Source organism: Streptomyces sp. NPDC001068 (assembly GCF_042897315.1).
Classification (GTDB): domain Bacteria; phylum Actinomycetota; class Actinomycetes; order Streptomycetales; family Streptomycetaceae; genus Streptomyces.
The window spans coordinates 444,840-465,606 of the sequence record NZ_JBIAYD010000006.1; the positions used below are offsets into that span (position 1 = coordinate 444,840).

Genomic DNA, 20,767 nt, shown 5'->3' on the forward strand with positions numbered 1-20,767 from the left:
CATGCGCCGGGTGCTCATCGCCAACCGTGGCGAGATAGCCGTGCGTGTCGCCCGGGCCTGCCGGGACGCGGGGATCGCGAGCGTGGCCGTCTACGCGGATCCGGACCGGGACGCTCTGCATGTCCGATCCGCGGACGAGGCGTTCGCCCTGGGCGGTGACACTCCGGCCACCAGTTACCTGGACATCGACAAGGTCCTGAACGCGGCACGCGAGGCGGGGGCCGACGCCGTCCATCCGGGCTACGGCTTCCTGTCCGAGAACGCGGAGTTCGCCCAGGCCGTGCTGGACGCGGGCCTGACCTGGATCGGTCCGCCGCCGCAGGCCATCCGTGACCTCGGTGACAAGGTCGCCGCCCGGCACATCGCCCAGCGCGCCGGCGCGCCGCTGGTGGCCGGCACCCCGGACCCGGTCTCGGGCGCCGACGAGGTCGTCGCGTTCGCCGAGGAGCACGGTCTGCCGATCGCCATCAAGGCGGCCTTCGGCGGCGGCGGGCGCGGGCTGAAGGTCGCCCGCACCCTGGAGGAGGTGCCGGAGCTCTATGAGTCGGCGGTGCGTGAGGCGGTGGCCGCCTTCGGGCGCGGGGAGTGCTTCGTGGAGCGGTACCTGGACCGGCCGCGGCACGTGGAGACGCAGTGCCTGGCCGACCGGTTCGGCAACGTGGTCGTCGTATCGACGCGTGACTGCTCGTTGCAGCGTCGGCACCAGAAGCTGGTGGAGGAGGCGCCGGCGCCGTTCCTGACGGCGGAGCAGACGGCCGAGCTGTACCGCGCCTCGAAGGCGATCCTGCGGGAGGCCGGGTATGTCGGCGCGGGGACGTGTGAGTTCCTGGTCGGCCAGGACGGCACGGTCTCCTTCCTGGAGGTCAACACCCGCCTCCAGGTCGAGCACCCGGTGACCGAGGAGGTCGCCGGCATCGACCTGGTCCGCGAGATGTTCCGGATCGCCGACGGCGAGGAACTCGGCTACGGCGACCCCGAGCTGCGGGGCCACTCGTTCGAGTTCCGGATCAACGGCGAGGACCCGGGCCGGGGCTTCCTGCCCGCCCCGGGCACGGTCACCCGCTTCGACCCGCCGACGGGTCCGGGCGTCCGCCTCGACGCGGGCGTGGAGTCGGGCAGCGTGATCGGCCCGGCCTGGGACTCCCTGCTGGCCAAGCTGATCGTCACCGGCCGCACCCGCAAGGAGGCCCTGGAGCGGGCCGCCCGCGCCCTGGACGAGTTCCAGGTCGAGGGCATGGCCACGGCCATCCCCTTCCACCGTGTCGTGGTCCGGGACCCGGCGTTCGCCCCCGAGCTCACCGGCTCCGCGGACCCGTTCACCGTCCACACCCGGTGGATCGAGACCGGGTTCGTCAACGAGATCGAGCCCTTCGCCGCGCCCGCCCCCGGCACGGGGACGGAGGAGGACGCCCGCGAGACCGTGGTCGTCGAGGTCGGCGGACACCGCCTGGAGGTCTCGCTGCCGGCGGTGCTCGGCCGGGTCCCCGACCGGATGCCGAGTCTGGTGGGGGCGGCCGCGCCACGGGCCCGCCGCCGCGGCACGGGCGGCTCGGCACCGGCCGTGTCCGGGGACACCCTCACCTCGCCGATGCAGGGCACGGTCGTCAAGCTCGCCGTCACCGACGGGCAGAGCGTCGAGAAGGGCGACCTGATCGTCGTCATCGAGGCCATGAAGATGGAACAGCCCCTCACCGCGCACCGCGCCGGCACCGTGACCCGGATCGCCGCCGAGGTGGGACAGGCCCTCGCCGCCGGCGCCGCCGTGTGCGCCATCAAGGACTGAAGCAGCCGACGGATCGAGGACTGGTCGACAGTGGCACACCTCACCTACACCGATGCCATGAACGGAGCGCTGGAGCGCCTGCGTTCCGTGGGGTACGAGCACGGGCGCAGCTTCGTCAACCACGCGCCGATGGCCGCCGAGGCCCTGGCGCACATGGGATACGCCGACGAGGTACCCGCCTGGGTGGAGGGGCATCTGCGCAGCCACACCTTCCACGACGTGCCCGAGCGGCGGTTCACCCTCGATGCGGCCGACGAGGCCGACTGGCGCCAGGCGCTCGGCGAGTTCGGCCGGGTCGCCGACTGGACGGCCCTGTTCGAGCGGGAGCTGGTCGAGGAGCCTTGGACCGAGGTCCTGGCCCGCTGGTGGCCCCGGCTGCTGCCCGGCATGTCCGGGGTGCTCACGCACGGCGTCATCCGCACCGCGCACGCGGTCCGTGCCGTGGTGAGCGCCGGCCCCGGCCACCGGATGCAACTCGCCGAACTCGCCCAGGGGCTCGGCTACTGGGCGGCCCGCTACTCGGAGGGCGGTGTCGTCGTCCAGGAGCACCCGGGCGAGGACGGCGGCCGTGACGCCGTGGGGGCCCTGGACGACCTCGTCGCCGAGTTCTCCGGGATCTACGCCACGCTCTCCCTGAACCATCCGATTCCGCTGATCCACTCGGTCACCGGGCCCGCCGCCGTACGCCTGGTGGTGGAGCACCTGCCGCAGGGGCAGCGGTGGCCCTCGTACCAGGTCGCGCGGGCCGTCAGCCGCACGATGCTCGACTGGTTCCACGCCGTGCCCCGGCCCGCGGTCCCGCTGCCCGACGCCCCCGACGTGGCCGGCCTGTTCGCCGAGGCCGTGCAGATCGGCGACGAGCACGCCATCAAGCTCGCCGAAGTGGCCGTACGGCACGAGGCGTGGGCGCCCGATCCGCGGCACGCGGCGGCCGCGCACGTGGCCAACCGGGCCATCGGGCGCCTCTACCGCTGACAGATCGTCTTCGACGGTCCCGCAGAGCGGACCGTACGGAACCGTTCCCGAGGAGTGTCATGGACGCACAAGTCATCGTCGTGGGCGCCGGTCCGGCCGGCATGATGCTCGCGGGCGAGCTACGGCTCGCGGGCGCCGACGTCATCGTTCTGGAGAAGCTGCCCGCGCGCACCGGAGAGTCACGCGGCCTCGGCTTCACCGCCCGCACCATGGAGGTCTTCGACCAGCGCGGCCTGCTGCCCCGCTTCGGGGACATCGAGGTCAGCAACGTGGGCCACTTCGGCGGCCTGCCGGTCGACTTCGGTGTCCTGGACGGCGCCCACCAGGCTGCCAAAACGATCCCTCAGTCGGTCACCGAGACCGTCCTGGAGGAGTGGGCCGGGCGGCTCGGCGCCGACATCCGGCGCCGGCACGAGGTGCTGTCCGTCAAGGAGAAGGAGGACAGCGTCGAGGTCGAGGTGCGCGGCCCCGAGGGCGTGCACCGGCTGCGCGCCGAGTACCTGGTGGGCTGCGACGGCGGCCGCTCGACCATCCGCAAGGCCGCCGGCTTCGACTTCCCCGGCACCCCCTCGACGCTGGAGATGTACCTCGCCGACGTCAAGGGCATCGAGCTGGAGCCCCGCATGATCGGCGAGACCCTGCCCGGCGGCATGGTCATGGTCGGGCCGCTGCCCGGCGGCGTCACCCGCCTGATCATCTGCGAGCGCGGCACCCCGCCGCAGCGCCGGGACAAGCCGCCCACCTGGGCCGAGGCCGCGGCCGCCTGGCAGCGGCTGACCGGCGACGACATCTCGCACGCCGAAGCGGTGTGGGTGTCCTCCTTCGGCGACGGCACCCGCCTGGTCACCGAGTACCGGCGCGGCCGGATCCTGCTCGCCGGAGACTCCGCGCACATCCACCTCCCGGCCGGCGGCCAGGGCATGAACACCAGCATCCAGGACGCCGTGAACCTGGGCTGGAAGCTCGGCGCGGTGGTCCGCGGCCGGGCCCCCGAGGCACTGCTCGACACCTACCACGACGAACGGCACCCGGTCGGCGAGCGGCTGATGATGAACACCCGCGCCCAGGGCCTGCTGTTCCTGTCCGGCCCCGAGGTGCAGCCGCTGCGCGACGTGCTGAACGAACTGATCCGCTACCCCGAGGTCAGCAAGCACCTGGCCGCGATGGTCTCCGGCCTGGAGATCCACTACGACCTCGACGCCGGCGCGGGCGCGCTGCTCGGCCGGCGGCTGCCGAACGTGCCGCTCACCGGCCACGACAGGGTGGCCTCCAGCACGGAGGCGCTGCGCGCCGGGCGGGGCGTGCTGCTCGACCTCGCCGGCAACCCGCGGCTGCGGGAGCGGGCGTGGGCGTGGCGGGACCGGGTGGACGTGGTGACGGCGCCGGCGGACCTGCCGGCCGGCAGCGCGCTCGCGGACACCACGGCGGTGCTGGTGCGGCCCGACGGATACGTGGCCTGGGTGGCGCCGGGCAGCCACGCGGATCTGCCGATGGCTCTGGAGCGGTGGTTCGGGCCGGCGCGGTGAGTGTGGCGCCGAGTGCGCCGCTGAGAGTGCCGCGTCGTGCCGTCGTGCGGCTGCCCCGCCGTCGTGGCTCGTCGCGCAGTTCCCCGCGCCCCTTCGGGCGCGCTTTCCTTGAGGAGTTTTCATGCACAGCACCCTGATCGTCGCCCGGATGGAGCCGGCTCACAGCCAGGAGGTGGCCCGGCTGTTCAAGGAGTTCGACGAGACCGAGATGCCGCACCTCATGGGCACCCGGCGGCGTGAGCTGTTCGCCTACCGCGGGCTGTACTTCCACCTCCAGCACTTCGACACCGACAACGGCGGTGAGCTGATCGAGTCGGCCAAGACCGACCCGCGGTTCGTGCGGATCAGCGAGGACCTGAAGCCGTTCATCCAGGCGTACGACCCCGCCACCTGGCGCTCTCCCGCCGACGCGGTCGCCACGCGCTTCTACGACTGGGAGGGCCGGGCGTGAACGCCAGGCGAGTGGTCATCACCGGGGTCGGCGTCATCGCCCCCGGCGGTGTCGGCACCAAGAACTTCTGGAACCTGCTCAGCGAGGGCCGCACCGCGACCCGCGGCATCACCTTCTTCGACCCCTCCTCCTTCCGGTCCCGGGTCGCCGCCGAGGTCGACTTCGACCCGGAGGAGCACGGGCTGAGCCCGCAGGAGATACGGCGCATGGACCGGGCGGCGCAACTGGCCGTCGTCAGCGCCCGCGAGGCCCTCGCCGACAGCGGACTCGACCTGTCCGGCGCCGACCCGCACCGGGTCGGGGTCACCATCGGCAGCGCGGTCGGCGCGACCATGGGGCTGGACCAGGAGTACCGGGTGGTCAGCGACGGCGGCCGGCTCGACCTGGTCGACCACACCTACGCCGTCCCGCACCTCTACAACTACCTGGTGCCCAGCTCCTTCGCCGCCGAGGTGGCCTGGGCGGTGGGCGCCGAGGGCCCGGCCGCCGTCGTCTCCACCGGCTGCACCTCGGGTCTCGACTCCGTCGGGCACGCCGTCGAGCTGATCAGGGAGGGCTCCGCCTGCGCGGTGATCGCCGGCGCCACCGACGCCCCGATCTCCCCGATCACCCTGGCCTGCTTCGACGCCATCAAGGCCACCACCCCGCGCAACGACGACCCCGAGCACGCCTCGCGTCCCTTCGACGGCACCCGCAACGGGTTCGTCCTCGGCGAGGGATCGGCCGTCTTCGTCCTGGAGGAGCTGGAGGCGGCCCGCAGCCGGGGCGCGCACATCTACGCCGAGATCGCCGGCTACGCCTCGCGCTGCAACGCCTTCCACATGACCGGACTGCGGCCGGACGGCGCCGAGATGGCCGAGGCGATCTCGGTCGCCCTGGACGAGGCGCGCCTGAACCCCGAGGCCATCGACTACATCAACGCGCACGGCTCCGGCACCAAGCAGAACGACCGGCACGAGACCGCCGCGTTCAAGAAGAGCCTCGGCGACCACGCCTACCGGACCCCGGTGTCCTCCATCAAGTCGATGGTCGGGCACTCGCTCGGCGCGATCGGCTCCATCGAGATCGCCGCGTCCGTGCTCGCCATGGAGCACCACGTGGTGCCCCCGACGGCGAACCTGCACACCCCCGACCCCGAGTGCGACCTGGACTACGTCCCGCTCACCGCCCGCGAGCACCGCACCGACGCGGTCCTCACCGTGGGCAGCGGGTTCGGCGGCTTCCAGAGCGCGATGGTGCTCGCCCGACCGGAGAGGAACACGGCAGCATGAGCACGCGCACGGTTGTCACCGGGCTCGGCATCGCCGCGCCCAACGGACTCGGCACCGCCGACTACTGGGCCGCGGCCCGCGCCGGCAAGAGCGGCATCGCCCGGATCACCCGGTTCGACCCGTCCGGATACCCGGCGAAACTGGCCGGGGAGGTTCCCGGGTTCAACGCCGGGGAGCACCTGCCGAGCCGGCTGCTCGCCCAGACCGACCACATGACCCGTCTCGCGCTGGTCGCGACGGACTGGGCGCTGGCCGACGCCGACGTCACCCCGGCCGACCTGCCCGCGTACGACATGGGCGTGGTCACCGCCAGCTCCTCCGGCGGTTTCGAGTTCGGCCAGGGCGAGCTGCGGAAGCTGTGGAGCCAGGGCAGCCAGTTCGTCTCGGCATACCAGTCGTTCGCCTGGTTCTACGCCGTCAACAGCGGCCAGATCTCCATCCGCAACGGGATGAAGGGACCGAGCGGGGTCGTCGTCTCGGACCAGGCGGGCGGCCTGGAGGCACTGGCCCACGCCCGCCGGCAGATCCGCAAGGGGACGCAGCTCATCGTCTCCGGGGCGATCGACGCGTCCATCTGCCCGTGGGGGTGGGTGGCGCAGCTGGCCAGCGACCGGCTGTCCACGTCGGAGGAGCCCGAGCGGTCCTACCTGCCGTTCGACCCGGCCGCGGCCGGGCACGTGGCCGGCGAGGGCGGGGCGATCCTCATCCTGGAGGACGGGGAGACGGCCGTACGGCGCGGCGCGCGGGTGTACGGGGAGATCGCCGGGTACGGCGCCACGTTCGACCCGGCGCCGGGCAGCGAGCGGCCTCCGGGGCTGCGCAAGGCCGTCGAACTGGCCCTCGCCGACGCGGGCGTGGACGCGGCCGACGTGGACGTCGTCTTCGCCGACGCGGCGGCCGTGCCGGAGCTTGACCGGGTGGAGGCGGACGCGCTGAGCGACGTCTTCGGCCCGCACGGGGTGCCAGTGACGGCGCCGAAGACGATGACCGGGCGGCTGTACTCGGGTGCGGCGCCGCTGGACGTGGCCACCGCGCTCCTCGCCATCAGGGACGGGGTCGTGCCGGCGACGGTGCACGTCTCGCCGGAGGCGGGCTACGACCTCGACCTGGTGGTGGGGGAGGCGCGGCTGACCGAGGTGCGTACGGCGCTGGTGCTGGCGCGTGGCTATGGCGGCTTCAACTCGGCGATGGTCGTTCGGGCCTGATCCGTCCCGGGGGTGCGCGCCGTACCGCGACCGCGGGTCCGCCGTGGCTGGTCGCGCAGTTCCCCGCGCCCCTTACGGGGCGCTGTCCCCCCGCTCCCTTACGGGGCGCTGCCCTCGCCCCTCCCAAAGACACACCCGTCCTTCCGGTCCACCACTCTCTCCCACGCCGGGCCGGAAGGGCGGGTGTTCCCGTTCGTGGAAACGATTCGCAGAACCGAAAGGAAGATCACCGTGGCCACCCAGTCCTTCACCCTCGACGACCTCAAGCGGATCCTGCTGGAGGCCGCCGGTGCCGACGAGAGCGTCGACCTCGACGGGGACATCCTCGACACCGACTTCGAGGAGCTCAGCTACGAGTCGCTCGCCATCCTGGAGACCTGCGGGCGCATCGAGCGGGAGTACGAGATCACGCTCGACGACTCCGTGGTGACCGAGGCGAAGACCCCCCGCGAGCTGCTCGCCCTCGTCAACACCCAGCTCGGTGACGTCACCGCCACCGCCGCCTGACCACTCTCCATCCCCTCCGGCCGCCGGCGCCCGCCCCCGAACGTTCCGGGCGCCGGCGGCACCCCCACGCCCTGTGCACGACCCGAACGCCCTGAAAGGGAGCGGCAGACATGTCCGAACAGCAGCAGAAGGTCGCCCTGGTCTCCGGGGCCACCAGCGGGATCGGCCTCGCCTCGGCGCGGCTGCTGGCCCAGCAGGGCCACCGCGTCTTCATCGGCTCCCGCGACGCCGCGAACGTGGAGCGGACCGTCAAGGAACTGCGCGGCGAAGGCCTGGAGGTCGACGGGACCACCCTCGACGTCCGGTCCGCGCTGTCCATCGCGAACTTCGTGCAGGCCGCCGTCGACCGCTACGGCAGCGTCGACGTCCTGGTCAACAACGCCGGCCGGTCCGGCGGCGGGGTGACCGCCGACATCGACGACGAGCTCTGGTACGACGTCGTCGAGACCAACCTGAACAGCGTCTTCCGCCTCACCCGCGCCGTCCTGACCACCGGTGGCATGCGGGACAAGAGCCGCGGCCGGATCATCAACATCGCCTCGACGGCCGGCAAGCAGGGCGTGGTGCTGGGGGCGCCGTACTCCGCCTCCAAGCACGGCGTGGTCGGCTTCACCAAGGCCCTCGGCAACGAGCTGGCACCCACGGGCATCACCGTCAACGCGGTCTGCCCGGGATACGTCGAGACGCCCATGGCCCAGCGCGTCCGGGCCGGCTACGCGGCCGCCTACGCCACCTCTGAGGACGCCATCCTCGACAAGTTCCAGGCGAAGATCCCGCTCGGCCGCTACTCCACCCCCGAGGAGGTCGCCGGACTCGTCGGCTACCTCGCCTCCGACACCGCCGCCTCCATCACCGCCCAGGCCCTGAACGTCTGCGGCGGCCTCGGCAACTTCTGAAAACCCCGGCATCCTCTAGGAGTTCACGCATGTCCGAGCCGAAGGAAGTCGAGCACGGGATCACCATCTCGGCGCCGGCCGCCGAGGTCTACCGGCTGATCGCCGACGTGGCCAACTGGCCGCGGATCTTCCCGCCGACCATCTACGTCGACCATCTGGAGCGCTCCGGGAACGAGGAGCTGATCGGGATCTGGGCCACCGCCAACGGCGAGGCCAAGAACTGGACCTCGCGCCGGGTGCTGGACCCCGCCGGTCTGCGGATCACCTTCCGGCAGACGGCCTCCACCCCGCCCGTCGCGAGCATGGGCGGCGCCTGGATCATCGAGCCGCTCGACGACGGCACCGCCCGGGTCCGGCTGCTGCACGACTACACCGCCGTCGACGACGACCCGGCCGGGCTGGCCTGGATCGACGAGGCCGTGGACCGCAACTCCCGCTCCGAGCTGGCCGCGCTGAAGTCCAACGTCGAACTCGCCACCGCCTCCGCGGAGCTGACCTTCTCCTTCGAGGACACCGTCGAGGTCGACGGCTCCGCCAAGGACCTCTACGACTTCGTCAACGAGGCCGACCGCTGGTCCGAGCGGCTGCCGCACGTGGCGACCGTCCGCCTCACCGAGGACACCCCGGGCCTGCAGACCCTGGAGATGGACACCCGCGCCAAGGACGGCTCGACGCACACCACCAAGTCCTACCGGGTCTGCCTGGACGGCCGGAAGATCGCCTACAAGCAGACGACCCTGCCGGCCCTGATGAACCTGCACACCGGCTACTGGACGTTCCGCGAGACCGACGAGGGCACCTTCGCCTCCTCGCAGCACACGGTCGTGCTGCGCCCCGAGAACATCGACAAGATCCTCGGTCCGGACGCGGGCCTCGCCGAGGCCCGCAGTTACGTCCAGGGCGCGCTCAGCACCAACAGCCGCGCCACCCTGAACCACGCCAAGGCGTACGCCGAAGCGAGGCGCTGACCCATGGCCGGTGCCGACGCTGTCGAGACGCACGTCGTGGTGGTCGGCGCCGGGCCCGTCGGGCTGATGCTCGCCGGGGAACTGCGGCTCGGCGGCGCCGACGTGACCGTACTGGAACGGCTGGACGCCCCGACCACGGAGTCCCGGGCGTCCACCCTGCACGCCCGCACCATGGAACTGCTCCGGCAGCGCGGACTGCTCGACGGACCCGGCGGCTTCGGCGACCCCGAGCCGCCGCCCCACGAGCCCCGCGGTCACTTCGGCGGCCTCCCGCTCGACCTCACCCTGCCCAGCAGCCACCCCGGGCAGTGGAAGGTGCCCCAGACCCGCACCGAGGAACTCCTCGGCGCCTGGGCCGCCGGGCTCGGCGCGCGGGTACTGCGCGGCCACGAGGTCGTCGCCCTGCGGGAGGACGCCGACCGCGTGACCGTGGTCGCCGAACACCAGGGCCGGAAAACGGAGTTCACAGCCCGCTACGTCGTCGGCTGCGACGGCGAACACTCCGTCGTACGGCGGCTCGCGGACATCCCCTTTCCCGGCAACGACGCCGGCCGGGAGCTGATCCGTGCCGACGTCGACGGCATCGACATCCAGAACCGGCGGTTCCAGCGGCTCCCGAACGGGCTCGCCATCGCCGCCCGCCGCGGCGACGGCGTCACCCGCGTCATGGTCCACCGGTTCGGCACCCCGCCTCGCGGCTCGGGCGAGGCGGAGTTCGCCGACATCGTGACCGCCTGGCGGGACGTCACCGGCGAGGACATCGCCCACGGCACCCCGCTGTGGGTCAACTCCTTCGGCGACGCCTCCCGGCAGGCCGAGCACTACCGCGCCGGCCGGGTGCTGCTGGCCGGCGACGCCGCCCACCAGCAGATGCCGATCGGCGGCCAGGCCCTCAACCTCGGCCTCCAGGACGCCGTCAACCTGGGCTGGAAGCTCGCGGCCACCGTCCTCGGCCGGGCCCCGGCGGGGCTGCTGGACACCTACCACGACGAACGGCACGCGGTCGGACGGCGCGTCCTGTCCAACATCCGCGCCCAGGCCCGGCTGCTGCTCGGCGGACCCGAGGTCGACCCGGTCCGTTCGGTCGTCGGCGAACTCACGTCGTACGAGAACGTCCGCGCGCATCTCGCCGGGATGATCAGCGGCCTCGACGTGCGGTACGGCGACGCTCCGCACGGCGAGGACCCCGGACCCGTCGGCGCACGGCTGCCCGAGCTGCGGCTCGACTCGGGAGCGACCACCGCCGAACTGCTGCACTCCGCACGCGGGTTGCTGCTCGTCACGGACGGGTCGCTGACCGGGGCGGCCGGCGACTGGTCGGCCTCGGTCGACACGGTCACCGCCCGCCCCCAGGACACCGGCCCGCTCTCCTTCGGGGCCGTGCTCGTACGACCCGACGGTTACGTCGCCTGGGCGGGCGGCTCCGCGGACGGACTGCGCACGGCCCTCGGCCGCTGGTTCGAACCCGCAGAGCCCGCCCCGCGTGCCGTCGCCCCCTCACCACAACTGACTGGCAGGAGAAGGAACATGGCCAACCTGACGGGAAAGACCGCCCTGGTCACCGGCGCCAGCCGGGGCATGGGCCGGGCCACCGCCGAGCGGCTCGCCGCCGACGGCGCGCTGGTCGCCGTGCACTACGGCACCAGCGAGGAGGCCGCCTCCGAGGTGGTCGCCGGGATCGAGAAGGACGGCGGCCGGGCGTTCGCGGTCAAGGCGGAGCTGGGCACGCCCGGCGACGTCCACGAGCTGTTCCTCGCCGTGGAGGCGGGACTGAAGGAGCGCACCGGCGAGACCGACCTGGACATCCTGGTCAACAACGCGGGTGTGATGGGCGGCGTCAAGGCCGAGGACACCACCCCGGAGCAGTTCGACCGGATCTTCGCCGTCAACGCGAAGGCGCCGTTCTTCGTCATCCAGCGGGCGCTGGTGAACATGCCCGACGGCGGCCGGATCGTGAACATCTCCTCGGGCCTGACCCGGTTCGCCAACCCGGACGAGATCGCCTACGCCATGAGCAAGGGCGCCGTGGAGCAACTCGCGCTCCACTACGCCAAGCTGCTGGGCCCGCGCGGGATCACCGTGAACAGCGTCGCGCCGGGCATCACCCGCAACGGCAACCCGGTGTTCGGCATCCCCGAGGCCGTCGAGGCCATGTCGGCACTGTCCACCTTCAACCGGGTCGGCGAACCGCAGGACGTCGCCGACGTCATCGCCTTCCTCGTCTCCGACGACGCCCGCTGGGTCACCGGCTCCTTCGTCGACGCGAGCGGCGGCACCCTCCTCGGGTGACGCGGTGACCAGGACCCTTCCGGCACCGGTCGCCGCCGGTGCGGACGAGCGGTTCGGCCTCCGCCTGTGGGGCCTGCTGCTCGTCCTCGCCGGCAACATGCTCATCGACGCACTGGAGGTGTCCGTCGCGGTGGTGGCGCTGCCCGCCATCGGCACGGACCTCGGCGCCGCGCCGACCGTCACCCAGTGGGCGATGACCGGCTTCGCCGCCGGCTTCGGCGGACTGCTGCTGTTCGGCGCCCGTGTGGTGACCCTGCTCGGCCGCCGCCCGGTCTACCTCGCGGCGCTCCTCGCCTTCGCCGCCGCCTCCGTGCTCAGCGCCCTCGCCCAGGACCCGTGGCTGCTCCTGGCCACCCGCCTGGTCAAGGGCTTCTGCGCGGCCCTCACCGCCCCCACCGGCCTCGCCATCATCACCAGCACCTTCCCCGAGGGCAGGCCCCGCAGCCGGGCGGTCTCCGTCTACACCCTGTTCGGCGCGGGCGGCTTCACGGCCGGCCTGGTCCTGTCGGGCTGGCTGACGGAAACCTCCTGGCGCTGGGCGTTCGCCTTCCCCGCGCCGGTGGTGCTGGTGCTCTTCGCGTTCGGGCTGAGCCTGATCCCGAGGGAAGCCGACCCGAACCCCGGGACAAGGAGCGGTGGCAGCGCCCCCAAGGGGCGCGGGGCCGTCTCGGATATGCGGCTACCGCCGCGTGGGCGCGACCAGCCCCCACCGGGCCGCAGCCGAACGACGACGTCGCAGCGCTACGACATCCCCGGCGCCGTCACCCTCCTGGCAACCCTCCTCGCCCTCGTCCAGGGTGTCACCCGGCTCCCCGGCCACGGCTGGAGCGACCCGAGAGCCGTCGGGCCGCTCACCGCTGCCGGGTTGCTCCTGCTGCTCCTGTGGCGAGTGGAGCGGCATGCACCGGCCCCCCTGTTGAGGCTCGGCCCCTCCCTGCGCGGCAACCCCGCCCTGCTCCGCTCCGCGGCCGGCGCCGCCTGTCTCAACGGTTCCTACCTGGGCCTCCTGTTCGTCCTCACGTACCAGACCCAGACCCTGGCCCACTGGTCCCCGCTGCGCGCCGCCCTCGCCCTCACCCCGGCCGCCGTACCCCCGGCGCTGACCGCGCTGGCCTCCGGCCGCCTGGTCGCCAGGTTCGGTGCCCCTCGCCTGATCGTGGCCGGCGCGGCCTGCGCGTTCGCCGGCTACCTGCTCCAACTGCGGTCCCACGCGTGGCCGTTGGACTACCCCGGCCGCATGCTCCCCACACTGCTGCTGGTCGGCACCGGCTTCGTGCTGTCCTTCGCCGCGCTGAACATGCAGGCGATGTCCCGCCTCGCGCCCGCCGACAGGCTCACCGGCAGTGGCCTGTACCAGACGGCCGTACAGCTCGCCGCGGTCGTCACGGTCGCGCTCGTCGCCGCCCTGCTCGCCGCCGGGACACCCGCGGCGGGCGCCGGCCCGGCAGCCGCGGCGGACGCCTGCCGGCCCGCGCTGACCCTGGTCGCCGTCCTCGGCTTCCTGGGCCTGCTCGTCGGCCTCGCCGGCCTGCTCCGAAAAACCCCACCCTCCTCACTCCACCACGGGGATTGACCATGGACCAGACAACGCAGACCTGGGTCTTCGACGACCTGGAGGACGAGTTGGACGATCTGGACTACGAGTTCGAGCGGGACCAGATCGTCGAGGTGGCGCCGCCCAGCCTCGCGCACCTCGCCTCCGTCGGCCTCGCCGAGCGCACCCGGATCATCGACGCCTACGTACGCGGCGAACTCGCCCGGGTGCTGCGGGTGTCGCCCGAGAGCATCGACACCGTGGGCCGCCCGATGAACAGCCTGGGCATCGGGTCCATCAACGGCCTGGAGCTCCAGCTCCGGATGGAGGCCGCGCTGTGCGTCGACGTCAACCTCAACCGGCTGCTGCGCGCCAACAGCGCCGCCGAGCTGGTCGAGTGCCTGGCCGGACAGCTCGGCCCGGAGGACAGCCCGCACAAACACGCCGGGAGGGCCGAGTACCACCTGGTCGCGCACGACGCGCCGAGCCCGAGGTGACCGGACGGATGCCGGTGCTGGAGTTCGGCGCGGCCGCCCTCGCGGTCGCGCCCAGGCTGCCCGCCACCGGGCAGCTGGACGTCTGGATGGTCCGCCGGGCGCCGCTGGAGACCGCGGCCGAGCTGCTGGACCTGACCGAGCTGAGCGAGGCGGAGCGCAGGCGGACCGCGTCCTTCGTCCGGCCCACGGACGGGGTGACGTACGCCTCCGCGCACGTAGCGCTGCGCCGGCTGCTGGGTGCCTACCTGGGGACGGCTCCGCAGGACGTGCCGTTCGTACGGGAGCCCTGCCCGGGCTGCGGCGAACCGCACGGCCGTCCGGCGGTCGCCCACCCCGACCCGCCGCTGCACTTCTCGCTGGCGCACAGCCACGGGATGGCCGTGGTCGCCGTCTCCCGCGCTGTCGTCGGCGCGGACGTGGAGCGGCTGCCGCGGGCCGAGACCGCCGAGGTGTGCACCCCGGCGCTGCACCCGGGGGAGCAGGCGGAGCTGGCGGCGTTCGACGAGGCCGGGCAGCGGCGCGCCGCCTTCGGGCGGCTGTGGACCCGCAAGGAGGCCTATCTCAAGGCGCTGGGCACCGGTCTGTCGCGCGACCCCGGCCACGACTACCTGGGTGCCGACCGGCACCGCAGGCCGGCCGGCTGGACCCTGCTCGACCTGCCCTCCGGGCCCCGGCACAACGCGGCCGTCGCGGTGCGCGGCGGGGCCCCCGACCAGGTCACCGTGCGCTGGGTGCCGCCCTTCGCGCTGTACGCGGGGCAGACGGTCGACCTGGACGCCGACGGCACCGTGGGCGTGCCCGTGCACCGGGACGCCGAAGGCACGACCACCGCAGTATCCGACTGGGGAGCGTGACCCACCGATGTCACTCGAACAGAAAACCGACCGCGACCGCCCGAGCCTGCACGACCGCGAGCACCGCGGTCAGTGGAGCGCCACCGAGCGGATCGAGGAGCTCGGCCTCATGAAGGAGGCCGCCCGGCACGGCGACCCGCTCGCCACCGAGCGCCAGCACGCCAAGGGCAAGCTCACCGCGTACGAACGCATCGAACTCCTGCTCGACGAGGGGTCGTTCAACGAGGTCGAGATGCTCCGCCGGCACCGCGCCACCGGCTTCGGCCTGGAGAAGAAGCGGCCCTACACCGACGGTGTGATCACCGGCTGGGGCACGGTCCACGGCCGTACCGTCTTCGTCTACGCGCACGACTTCCGCATCTTCGGCGGCGCCCTCGGCGAGGCCCACGCCCAGAAGATCCACAAGATCATGGACATGGCCGTCGCGGCCGGGGCCCCGCTGGTCTCCCTCAACGACGGCGCCGGCGCCCGGATCCAGGAGGGCGTCTCGGCGCTGGCCGGCTACGGCGGCATCTTCCAGCGCAACACCCGCGCCTCCGGGGTGATCCCGCAGATCAGCGTGATGCTCGGCCCGTGCGCGGGCGGCGCCGCCTACTCGCCCGCCCTGACCGACTTCGTCTTCATGGTCCGGGACATCGCCCAGATGTTCATCACCGGACCGGACGTGGTCAAGGCGGTGACCGGCGAGGAGATCACCCAGAACGACCTCGGCGGCGCCGACGTCCACGCCACCGCCTCCGGCGTGGCCCACTTCGCCTACGACGACGTGCGCAGCTGCCTGGAGGACGTACGGCACCTGCTGTCGCTGCTGCCGTCCAACAACCGCGACCTGCCGCCCCGGGTGCCGACCGAGGACCCCGCCGACCGGCGCACCGACCACCTCCTCGAACTGGTCCCCGAGGACCCCGGCCGGGTCTACGACATCCGGTCCGTCATCGAGGAGATCGTCGACGACGGCGACTACTTCGAGATCCAGCCCGGCTTCGCGACCAACGTGGTGTGCGCGCTGTCCCGGCTGGACGGCGAGGTCGTCGGCGTCGTCGCCAGCCAGCCCGCCTCCTTCGCGGGCGTCCTGGACATCGACGCCAGCGAGAAGGCGGCGCGGTTCGTGCAGTTCTGCGACGCGTTCAACATCCCGCTGGTCACCCTGATCGACGTGCCGGGCTTCCTCCCGGGAGTCGACCAGGAGCACAACGGCATCATCAGGCGCGGCGCGAAGCTGCTGTACGCCTACTGCAACGCGACCGTGCCGCGCATCTCCCTGGTGCTGCGCAAGGCGTACGGCGGCGCGTACATCGTCATGGACTCCCGCTCCATCGGCACCGACCTGGCGCTGGCCTGGCCGTCGAACGAGATCGCCGTGATGGGCGCCGAGGGCGCGGCGAACGTCATCTTCCGCCGGGAGATCGCGGCCGCGGACGACCCCGAGTCCACCCGCGCGCAGAAGATCAAGGAGTACCAGGCGGAGCTGATGCACCCCTACTACGCGGCCGAACGCGGTCTGATCGACGACGTCATCGACCCCCGGCAGACCCGCTCCACCCTGATCCGCGCCCTCGCGATGCTCCGCAGCAAGCAGGCCGACCTGCCGTGCCGCAAGCACGGCAACCCGCCGCAGTGAACGCGGCCCGGACCGCGCCGCCCGGCCCGGCGGAGGCCACCGCCGCCGGCGGCGCGGAGGCCGCCGGCGGTGCCACCGGTCCCTCCGGCCCGGACGGCGCCCTGGTCATCAAGGTCGTCAAGGGCGCGGCGAGCCCCGCCGAGCTGGCCGCGCTGACCACCGTCCTGCTGGCCCGCGCGGCCGCCCTGGCCGCCGTGGACCCGTGCCCGCTGGAGTCCCGTCCGGTGGCCGGCTGGCGCCGCCCGGAACGCCTCGCGGCACACCGCGACCCCCGCGGCTGGCGGGTCGCGGGCTCTCCCGCGGCCTGACCGGCATCCCCGACCCGAATTGGAGCCACGGACCCCATGACGTCCCCGTCCCCGTCCCCGTCCCTTCCCCTGCCCCTCGACCGGGCCGGCACGGTCCCCGAACTCCGCGCCGAACTCGACTCCCTGCGCGCCGAGTTCACCGCACTCGCGGACCGCGCGGCCGTCGCCGAGCTGATCGACCGCTACGTCACCCTGCTCGACACCCAGGACGAACACGGCTTCGACCCCGCCTGGCCGGCCGCGGTCTTCACTCCCGACTGCCGGCTGGAGTTCCCGGTCGGCACGGTCGAGGGCCGCGACCAGGCCGCCGCCTTCCACTACGACCGCAAGTCCCGCTTCGCCCGCACCCACCACCTGGCCGCCAACTACGGCATCCGGGTGGACGGGGACACCGCCCGGATCCGCATCCACCTGATCGCGTCCCACGTGCACCACGACGACGGTCCGGACCCGGACGGCCGCTTCGACATCGGCGGCCACAGCGAGGGCGAGGCGGTCCGCACCCCGGACGGCTGGCGGCTCAGCCGCTGGCGCTTCCACCTGACGTGGTCCGACGGGGCCGGCCCGCGCCCCGGACCGGACGCCCGCGCACTGCGCAGTTCCCAGCCACGCCCACGCCAGACGAAAGGACGATGAGACGTGTCAGCCACACCGACCACCGCGCTCGACCTGGGCGCCCTGCGCGAGACTCCCGGCGACGACCGCCGGCGCGCGTTCGAGACGTTCCTCTGCCGGAACCTGGCCCAGCACCTGGACATCCCGCCGGCCCACCGCATCGCCCGCAACCGGCCCCTCTACACCCAGGGCATCGACTCCCTCACGGCCCTGACCCTCCAGCGCACCCTGGAGTCGGCCCTGAACATCCCGGTGCCGGCCCACCACCTCCTGCGCGAGCAGTCGGTGGGGGAACTGGCCGCGACCCTCAGCGACTTGGTGGACCGGACCTGAGGCTCGGCGGTTCTCCTGTGCCGTCGGGTGCGAGATGCCCGCCATCTCGCACCCGACGGCACAGGAGACCTGTGACAACGATGTCAGTCCTCGTTTCCTCCGGGCCCGGCGCCCGCCGCGTGGCATGCTGAGCGCGACGACGGACCGAGAGGCGGCGGACACGATGGACTGGGCCCGGTTCGCGCAGCAGCTGGCGTCGATGGCACGCGACCTGCTGGCGCAGGAGTCGGTGGACGCCACCCTGGCCCGTATCACCGCCTCGGCCACGGAGCTGGTGGAGGGGTGCGACGCGGCCGGCATCCTGGTGCTGCGCGGCAAGGAGGTGCGGACGCTCGCCCCCACGAACCAGCTGGTCGTCGACAGCGACCGGCTCCAGGAGCGGCTGGGCGAGGGCCCGTGCTTCGACGTCGCCCAGGCCGAGAACGACGAGCGGGTGTTCCGCATCAGGGACTTCACCCGGCCGCAGCCCCGCTGGCCCGCCTACGCCCCCGCGGCGCACCGGCTGGGCGTGGGCAGCATGATGGGCTTCCTGCTGTACACCGAGGACGAGGAACTCGGCGCGCTGAACGTCTACTCCCACCGCCCCGGCGCCTTCACCGAGGTCGGCGAACTGGCGGGCTGGCTGCTGGCCTCCCATGCCGCTGTCGCCTTCTCCAGCGCCCGTACCCAGACCCAGCTGGAACAGGCCGTCGCCACCCGGCATGTGATCGGGGAGGCCATGGGCATCCTGATGGGCGGCCACCAGCTCACCGAGGAACAGGCCTTCGGCGTGCTGCGCCGCTATTCCCAGGAGAACAACGTCAAGCTCCGCGAGGTGGCCCGCCGGGTGTGCGAGGAGGGCCCGCTGTCCTGACCGGCGCCGCGGACTCCGGGCCCGGCGAGGCGTCGACTACCGGCCCTTTCGCGCCCGTCCGGTCGGGCGGCCCGCGAACCCCGGCCGGGCCGGCTCCGGAACCCGCTTCCGGCCTGCGTCTTCCCGTCGGGACGGGTGACCGCGGCCTGTTGTGGCGGTAGGGCGCCCCCGGCAGGACTCGAACCTGCGGCCAAGCGCTTAGAAGGCGCCTGCTCTATCCACTGAGCTACGGGGGCCGGCTGTGCTGGCCTCGTACGTACGGCCCGGTCGGGCCGGTCCGTGACGCTGCCGGGGACAAGGATAGAACTCCCCGGTCCTCGTCCCGGTTGCTTCGCCTCCGTGGCTCGATGTGGAGGTTCGGTGAAGCGGTCCTGATAATCGCAGGCAGGTACGAATCGTGCATCGCTTTTGGCGCCCGGCGCACCGGGTGTTGTGCACTCGTTATGCCTGGACTTTGCCTCCGTCCCAGTCGCCCCTTCCGCCCGTTGTGTCCTGTCGGCGCGCAGACATGTCTATATGCTTCATAATTCCCCTAAAATTGGGCATTCTTCGCATGTGGTGACCTTGGACGTACGGCCCCAGCTGCTCGACACCCTCTCCGCTCTGCGCGATCGTGTCGCCGCCGCACGCTTTCCGCTGCCCCTGGCGGGGGCCGCCCGCGCGCGTGCCAATCGCGACGAACTGCTCGCCCAGCTCGACGACTACCTGGTGCCCCGGCTCAAAGAGCCGGAAGCGCCGCTTCTGGCCGTCGTGGGCGGATCGACCGGGGCAGGCAAGTCGACCCTCGTCAACTCTCTGGTGGGCCGCCGGGTCAGTGAGGCGGGTGTGCTGCGGCCGACCACCCGCACACCGGTCCTCGTCTGTCATCCGGAGGACCATCACTGGTTCAGCGGCATGCGCGTGCTGCCCGACCTCACACGCGTGTGGGTACCGCACCAGGAGGGCGGCGAGGAGCCCCTCCTGCCCGGCGAGAACCCCGCGCGCGTGCTGCGCGTCGAGACCGTCGACAGCCTCCCGCGCGGACTCGCCCTGCTCGACGCCCCCGACATCGACTCCCTGGTCGTCGACAACCGTGTCCTCGCCGCGGAACTGATCTGCGCCGCCGACATCTGGGTGATGGTCACGACGGCCGCCCGCTACGCCGACGCCGTCCCCTGGCACCTGCTGCGCACCGCCAAGGAGTACGACGCCACCCTGGTGACGGTCCTCGACCGGGTCCCGCACACGGTCGTCTCCGAGGTCTCCCGCCAGTACGGCGCCCTCCTCACCAAGGCCGGGCTCGGCGAGGTACCCGGGTTCACGGTGCCCGAGCTGCCCGAGTCCGCGTGGGGCGGCGGCCTGCTCCCGGCCACCGCGGTGGCCCCGCTGCGCGCCTGGCTCCTGCAGCAGGCCCAGGACCCCGGCGCCCGCCGGCAGACCGTGGCCCGCACCGCCCACGGTGTCCTCGACTCCCTCAACGCCCGGCTGCCCGAGCTGGCCGGGGCCGCCGCCGCCCAGTACGCCGCGGCCCTGCGGCTGAACTCCGCCGTCGAGACGGCCTACGACAGCGAGCACACGCGGCTGCGCGGCCGGCTGCAGAGCGGCGCGGTCCTGGCCGGCGACGCCCTCAAGCGCTGGCGGGCCTTCCCCGTCGACTGCGCCGCCGGGGAACTGCTGGACGCCCTGGTGGAGAGCCTCGCGGCGCTGCTGCTGTGCGCCGTCACCGCCGCCGACGAGCGGGTCGACGACTCCTGGCGCCGCGAACCCGCCTCCTCCGCCCCCGGACTCACCGAGCGCGATCCCTCCCTGGAGAGCGCCGAGCACCGCATCGGCATCGCCGTCCGGCGCTGGCGCCGCGAGCTGGAGGAGTACGCCGACGACGAGGTGCGCGAGCTGGACCGCAGCGTCGCCCCGGAGTCCGAGGGGGTCGCCGCCCTGGTGGCCACCGCGCTGCTCGGCGGGCGCCGCACCCGGGCGGCGGGGGAGCGGCTCGCCGAACGCATCGGCGCCCATGGCGCGCTGCGGCTGCGGGACCGGGCGGGGCGGCTGCTCGGCGAACACGTGGACCGCGTCATGCACGCCGAACGCGAACGCCGGCTCGCCCCGTTGGACGCCCTGGACGTGCACGCCGAACCCCAGGCCGAACTCATCGCCGCCCTGTCCGTCCTCCAGAAGGAGAGGTGACCGGTGACCGCCGTCACTGACCACGACCACACGGATCGCATGGAACGCATGGATCACAACGGTGACTACACAGGTGACCGCCCGAGTGACTACACCGCCGGGTACACCGGTGGCGGCA

General features: G+C 72.9%; 18 protein-coding genes, 1 tRNA gene and 2 pseudogenes. 20 read left to right on the forward strand and 1 reads right to left on the reverse strand.

The features are described 5' to 3' along the window. Position 1 precedes the first annotated feature (1 nt). The 19 genes and pseudogenes from ACFY3I_RS19640 to ACFY3I_RS19730 form a co-directional block, all read left to right on the forward strand. A pseudogene (locus tag ACFY3I_RS19640) lies at positions 2 to 1,478 on the forward strand (acetyl/propionyl/methylcrotonyl-CoA carboxylase subunit alpha); the annotation flags it as partial. A 71-nt stretch (positions 1,479 to 1,549) separates the two neighbouring features. Further along, positions 1,550 to 1,783: pseudogene (locus ACFY3I_RS19645) on the forward strand (acetyl-CoA carboxylase biotin carboxyl carrier protein subunit); the annotation flags it as partial. 57 nt (positions 1,784 to 1,840) lie between these two features. Beyond that, positions 1,841 to 2,758 (forward strand): hypothetical protein, encoded by a 918-nt coding sequence (locus tag ACFY3I_RS19650; protein ID WP_390861692.1) that lies wholly within the window; start codon positions 1,841 to 1,843, stop codon positions 2,756 to 2,758. Positions 2,759 to 2,817: 59 nt separating this feature from the next. Further along, on the forward strand, positions 2,818 to 4,284 hold the full coding sequence (locus ACFY3I_RS19655; protein ID WP_390861693.1) for an FAD-dependent monooxygenase: 1,467 nt from the start codon (positions 2,818 to 2,820) through the stop codon (positions 4,282 to 4,284). A gap of 121 nt (positions 4,285 to 4,405) precedes the next feature. After that, the gene (locus ACFY3I_RS19660) at positions 4,406 to 4,735 is read left to right on the forward strand and encodes a TcmI family type II polyketide cyclase (RefSeq protein ID WP_217549284.1); all 330 of its coding nucleotides are present in this window, start codon (positions 4,406 to 4,408) and stop codon (positions 4,733 to 4,735) included. Next, positions 4,732 to 6,006, forward strand: coding sequence for a beta-ketoacyl-[acyl-carrier-protein] synthase family protein (locus ACFY3I_RS19665; protein ID WP_351328193.1), 1,275 nt, complete (start codon positions 4,732 to 4,734; stop codon positions 6,004 to 6,006). Before ACFY3I_RS19660 ends, ACFY3I_RS19665 begins: the two co-directional genes overlap by 4 nt. Continuing rightward, positions 6,003 to 7,211, forward strand: a complete 1,209-nt coding sequence (locus ACFY3I_RS19670; protein ID WP_390861695.1) for a ketosynthase chain-length factor — start codon at positions 6,003 to 6,005, stop codon at positions 7,209 to 7,211. The genes ACFY3I_RS19665 and ACFY3I_RS19670 overlap by 4 nt, the downstream gene beginning before the upstream one ends. Before the next feature lie 231 nt (positions 7,212 to 7,442). Next, the gene (locus tag ACFY3I_RS19675; RefSeq protein WP_390861696.1) at positions 7,443 to 7,718 is read left to right on the forward strand and encodes an acyl carrier protein; all 276 of its coding nucleotides are present in this window, start codon (positions 7,443 to 7,445) and stop codon (positions 7,716 to 7,718) included. A 110-nt stretch (positions 7,719 to 7,828) separates the two neighbouring features. Next, positions 7,829 to 8,614, forward strand: coding sequence for a 3-oxoacyl-ACP reductase FabG (gene fabG, locus ACFY3I_RS19680; protein ID WP_365295037.1), 786 nt, complete (start codon positions 7,829 to 7,831; stop codon positions 8,612 to 8,614). A 29-nt stretch (positions 8,615 to 8,643) separates the two neighbouring features. Continuing rightward, positions 8,644 to 9,582: an aromatase/cyclase gene (locus ACFY3I_RS19685; RefSeq protein WP_390861697.1), complete on the forward strand. Its 939-nt coding sequence runs from the start codon at positions 8,644 to 8,646 to the stop codon at positions 9,580 to 9,582. 3 nt (positions 9,583 to 9,585) lie between these two features. After that, positions 9,586 to 11,871 carry an SDR family oxidoreductase gene (locus ACFY3I_RS19690; protein ID WP_390861698.1) on the forward strand — a complete coding sequence of 762 codons (2,286 nt, stop codon included), beginning with the start codon at positions 9,586 to 9,588 and terminating at the stop codon, positions 11,869 to 11,871. 4 nt (positions 11,872 to 11,875) lie between these two features. Then, a complete protein-coding gene (locus ACFY3I_RS19695; protein ID WP_390861699.1) occupies positions 11,876 to 13,444 on the forward strand; it encodes an MFS transporter in 1,569 nt (522 codons plus the stop codon). A gap of 2 nt (positions 13,445 to 13,446) precedes the next feature. Next, the gene (locus tag ACFY3I_RS19700; RefSeq protein ID WP_390861700.1) at positions 13,447 to 13,902 is read left to right on the forward strand and encodes an acyl carrier protein; all 456 of its coding nucleotides are present in this window, start codon (positions 13,447 to 13,449) and stop codon (positions 13,900 to 13,902) included. Positions 13,903 to 13,910: 8 nt separating this feature from the next. After that, positions 13,911 to 14,756, forward strand: coding sequence for a 4'-phosphopantetheinyl transferase family protein (locus ACFY3I_RS19705; protein WP_390861701.1), 846 nt, complete (start codon positions 13,911 to 13,913; stop codon positions 14,754 to 14,756). Between the two features lie 7 nt (positions 14,757 to 14,763). After that, the gene (locus tag ACFY3I_RS19710; RefSeq protein ID WP_365295026.1) at positions 14,764 to 16,377 is read left to right on the forward strand and encodes an acyl-CoA carboxylase subunit beta; all 1,614 of its coding nucleotides are present in this window, start codon (positions 14,764 to 14,766) and stop codon (positions 16,375 to 16,377) included. After that, positions 16,374 to 16,685, forward strand: a complete 312-nt coding sequence (locus ACFY3I_RS19715; RefSeq protein WP_390861702.1) for an acyl-CoA carboxylase epsilon subunit — start codon at positions 16,374 to 16,376, stop codon at positions 16,683 to 16,685. Before ACFY3I_RS19710 ends, ACFY3I_RS19715 begins: the two co-directional genes overlap by 4 nt. A 36-nt stretch (positions 16,686 to 16,721) precedes the next feature. Further along, on the forward strand, positions 16,722 to 17,321 hold the full coding sequence (locus tag ACFY3I_RS19720) for a nuclear transport factor 2 family protein (protein WP_390861703.1): 600 nt from the start codon (positions 16,722 to 16,724) through the stop codon (positions 17,319 to 17,321). Positions 17,322 to 17,324: 3 nt separating this feature from the next. Then, positions 17,325 to 17,633, forward strand: coding sequence for an acyl carrier protein (locus ACFY3I_RS19725; protein ID WP_365295022.1), 309 nt, complete (start codon positions 17,325 to 17,327; stop codon positions 17,631 to 17,633). A 163-nt stretch (positions 17,634 to 17,796) separates the two neighbouring features. Beyond that, positions 17,797 to 18,486: a GAF and ANTAR domain-containing protein gene (locus tag ACFY3I_RS19730; RefSeq protein ID WP_390861785.1), complete on the forward strand. Its 690-nt coding sequence runs from the start codon at positions 17,797 to 17,799 to the stop codon at positions 18,484 to 18,486. A gap of 163 nt (positions 18,487 to 18,649) precedes the next feature. Here ACFY3I_RS19730 and ACFY3I_RS19735 read toward each other — a convergent pair. Beyond that, positions 18,650 to 18,722 (reverse strand) — tRNA-Arg (locus tag ACFY3I_RS19735). Between the two features lie 319 nt (positions 18,723 to 19,041). Here ACFY3I_RS19735 and ACFY3I_RS19740 point away from each other — a divergent pair. Then, on the forward strand, positions 19,042 to 20,649 hold the full coding sequence (locus ACFY3I_RS19740) for a dynamin family protein (RefSeq protein ID WP_365295005.1): 1,608 nt from the start codon (positions 19,042 to 19,044) through the stop codon (positions 20,647 to 20,649). Positions 20,650 to 20,767: the final 118 nt, after the last annotated feature.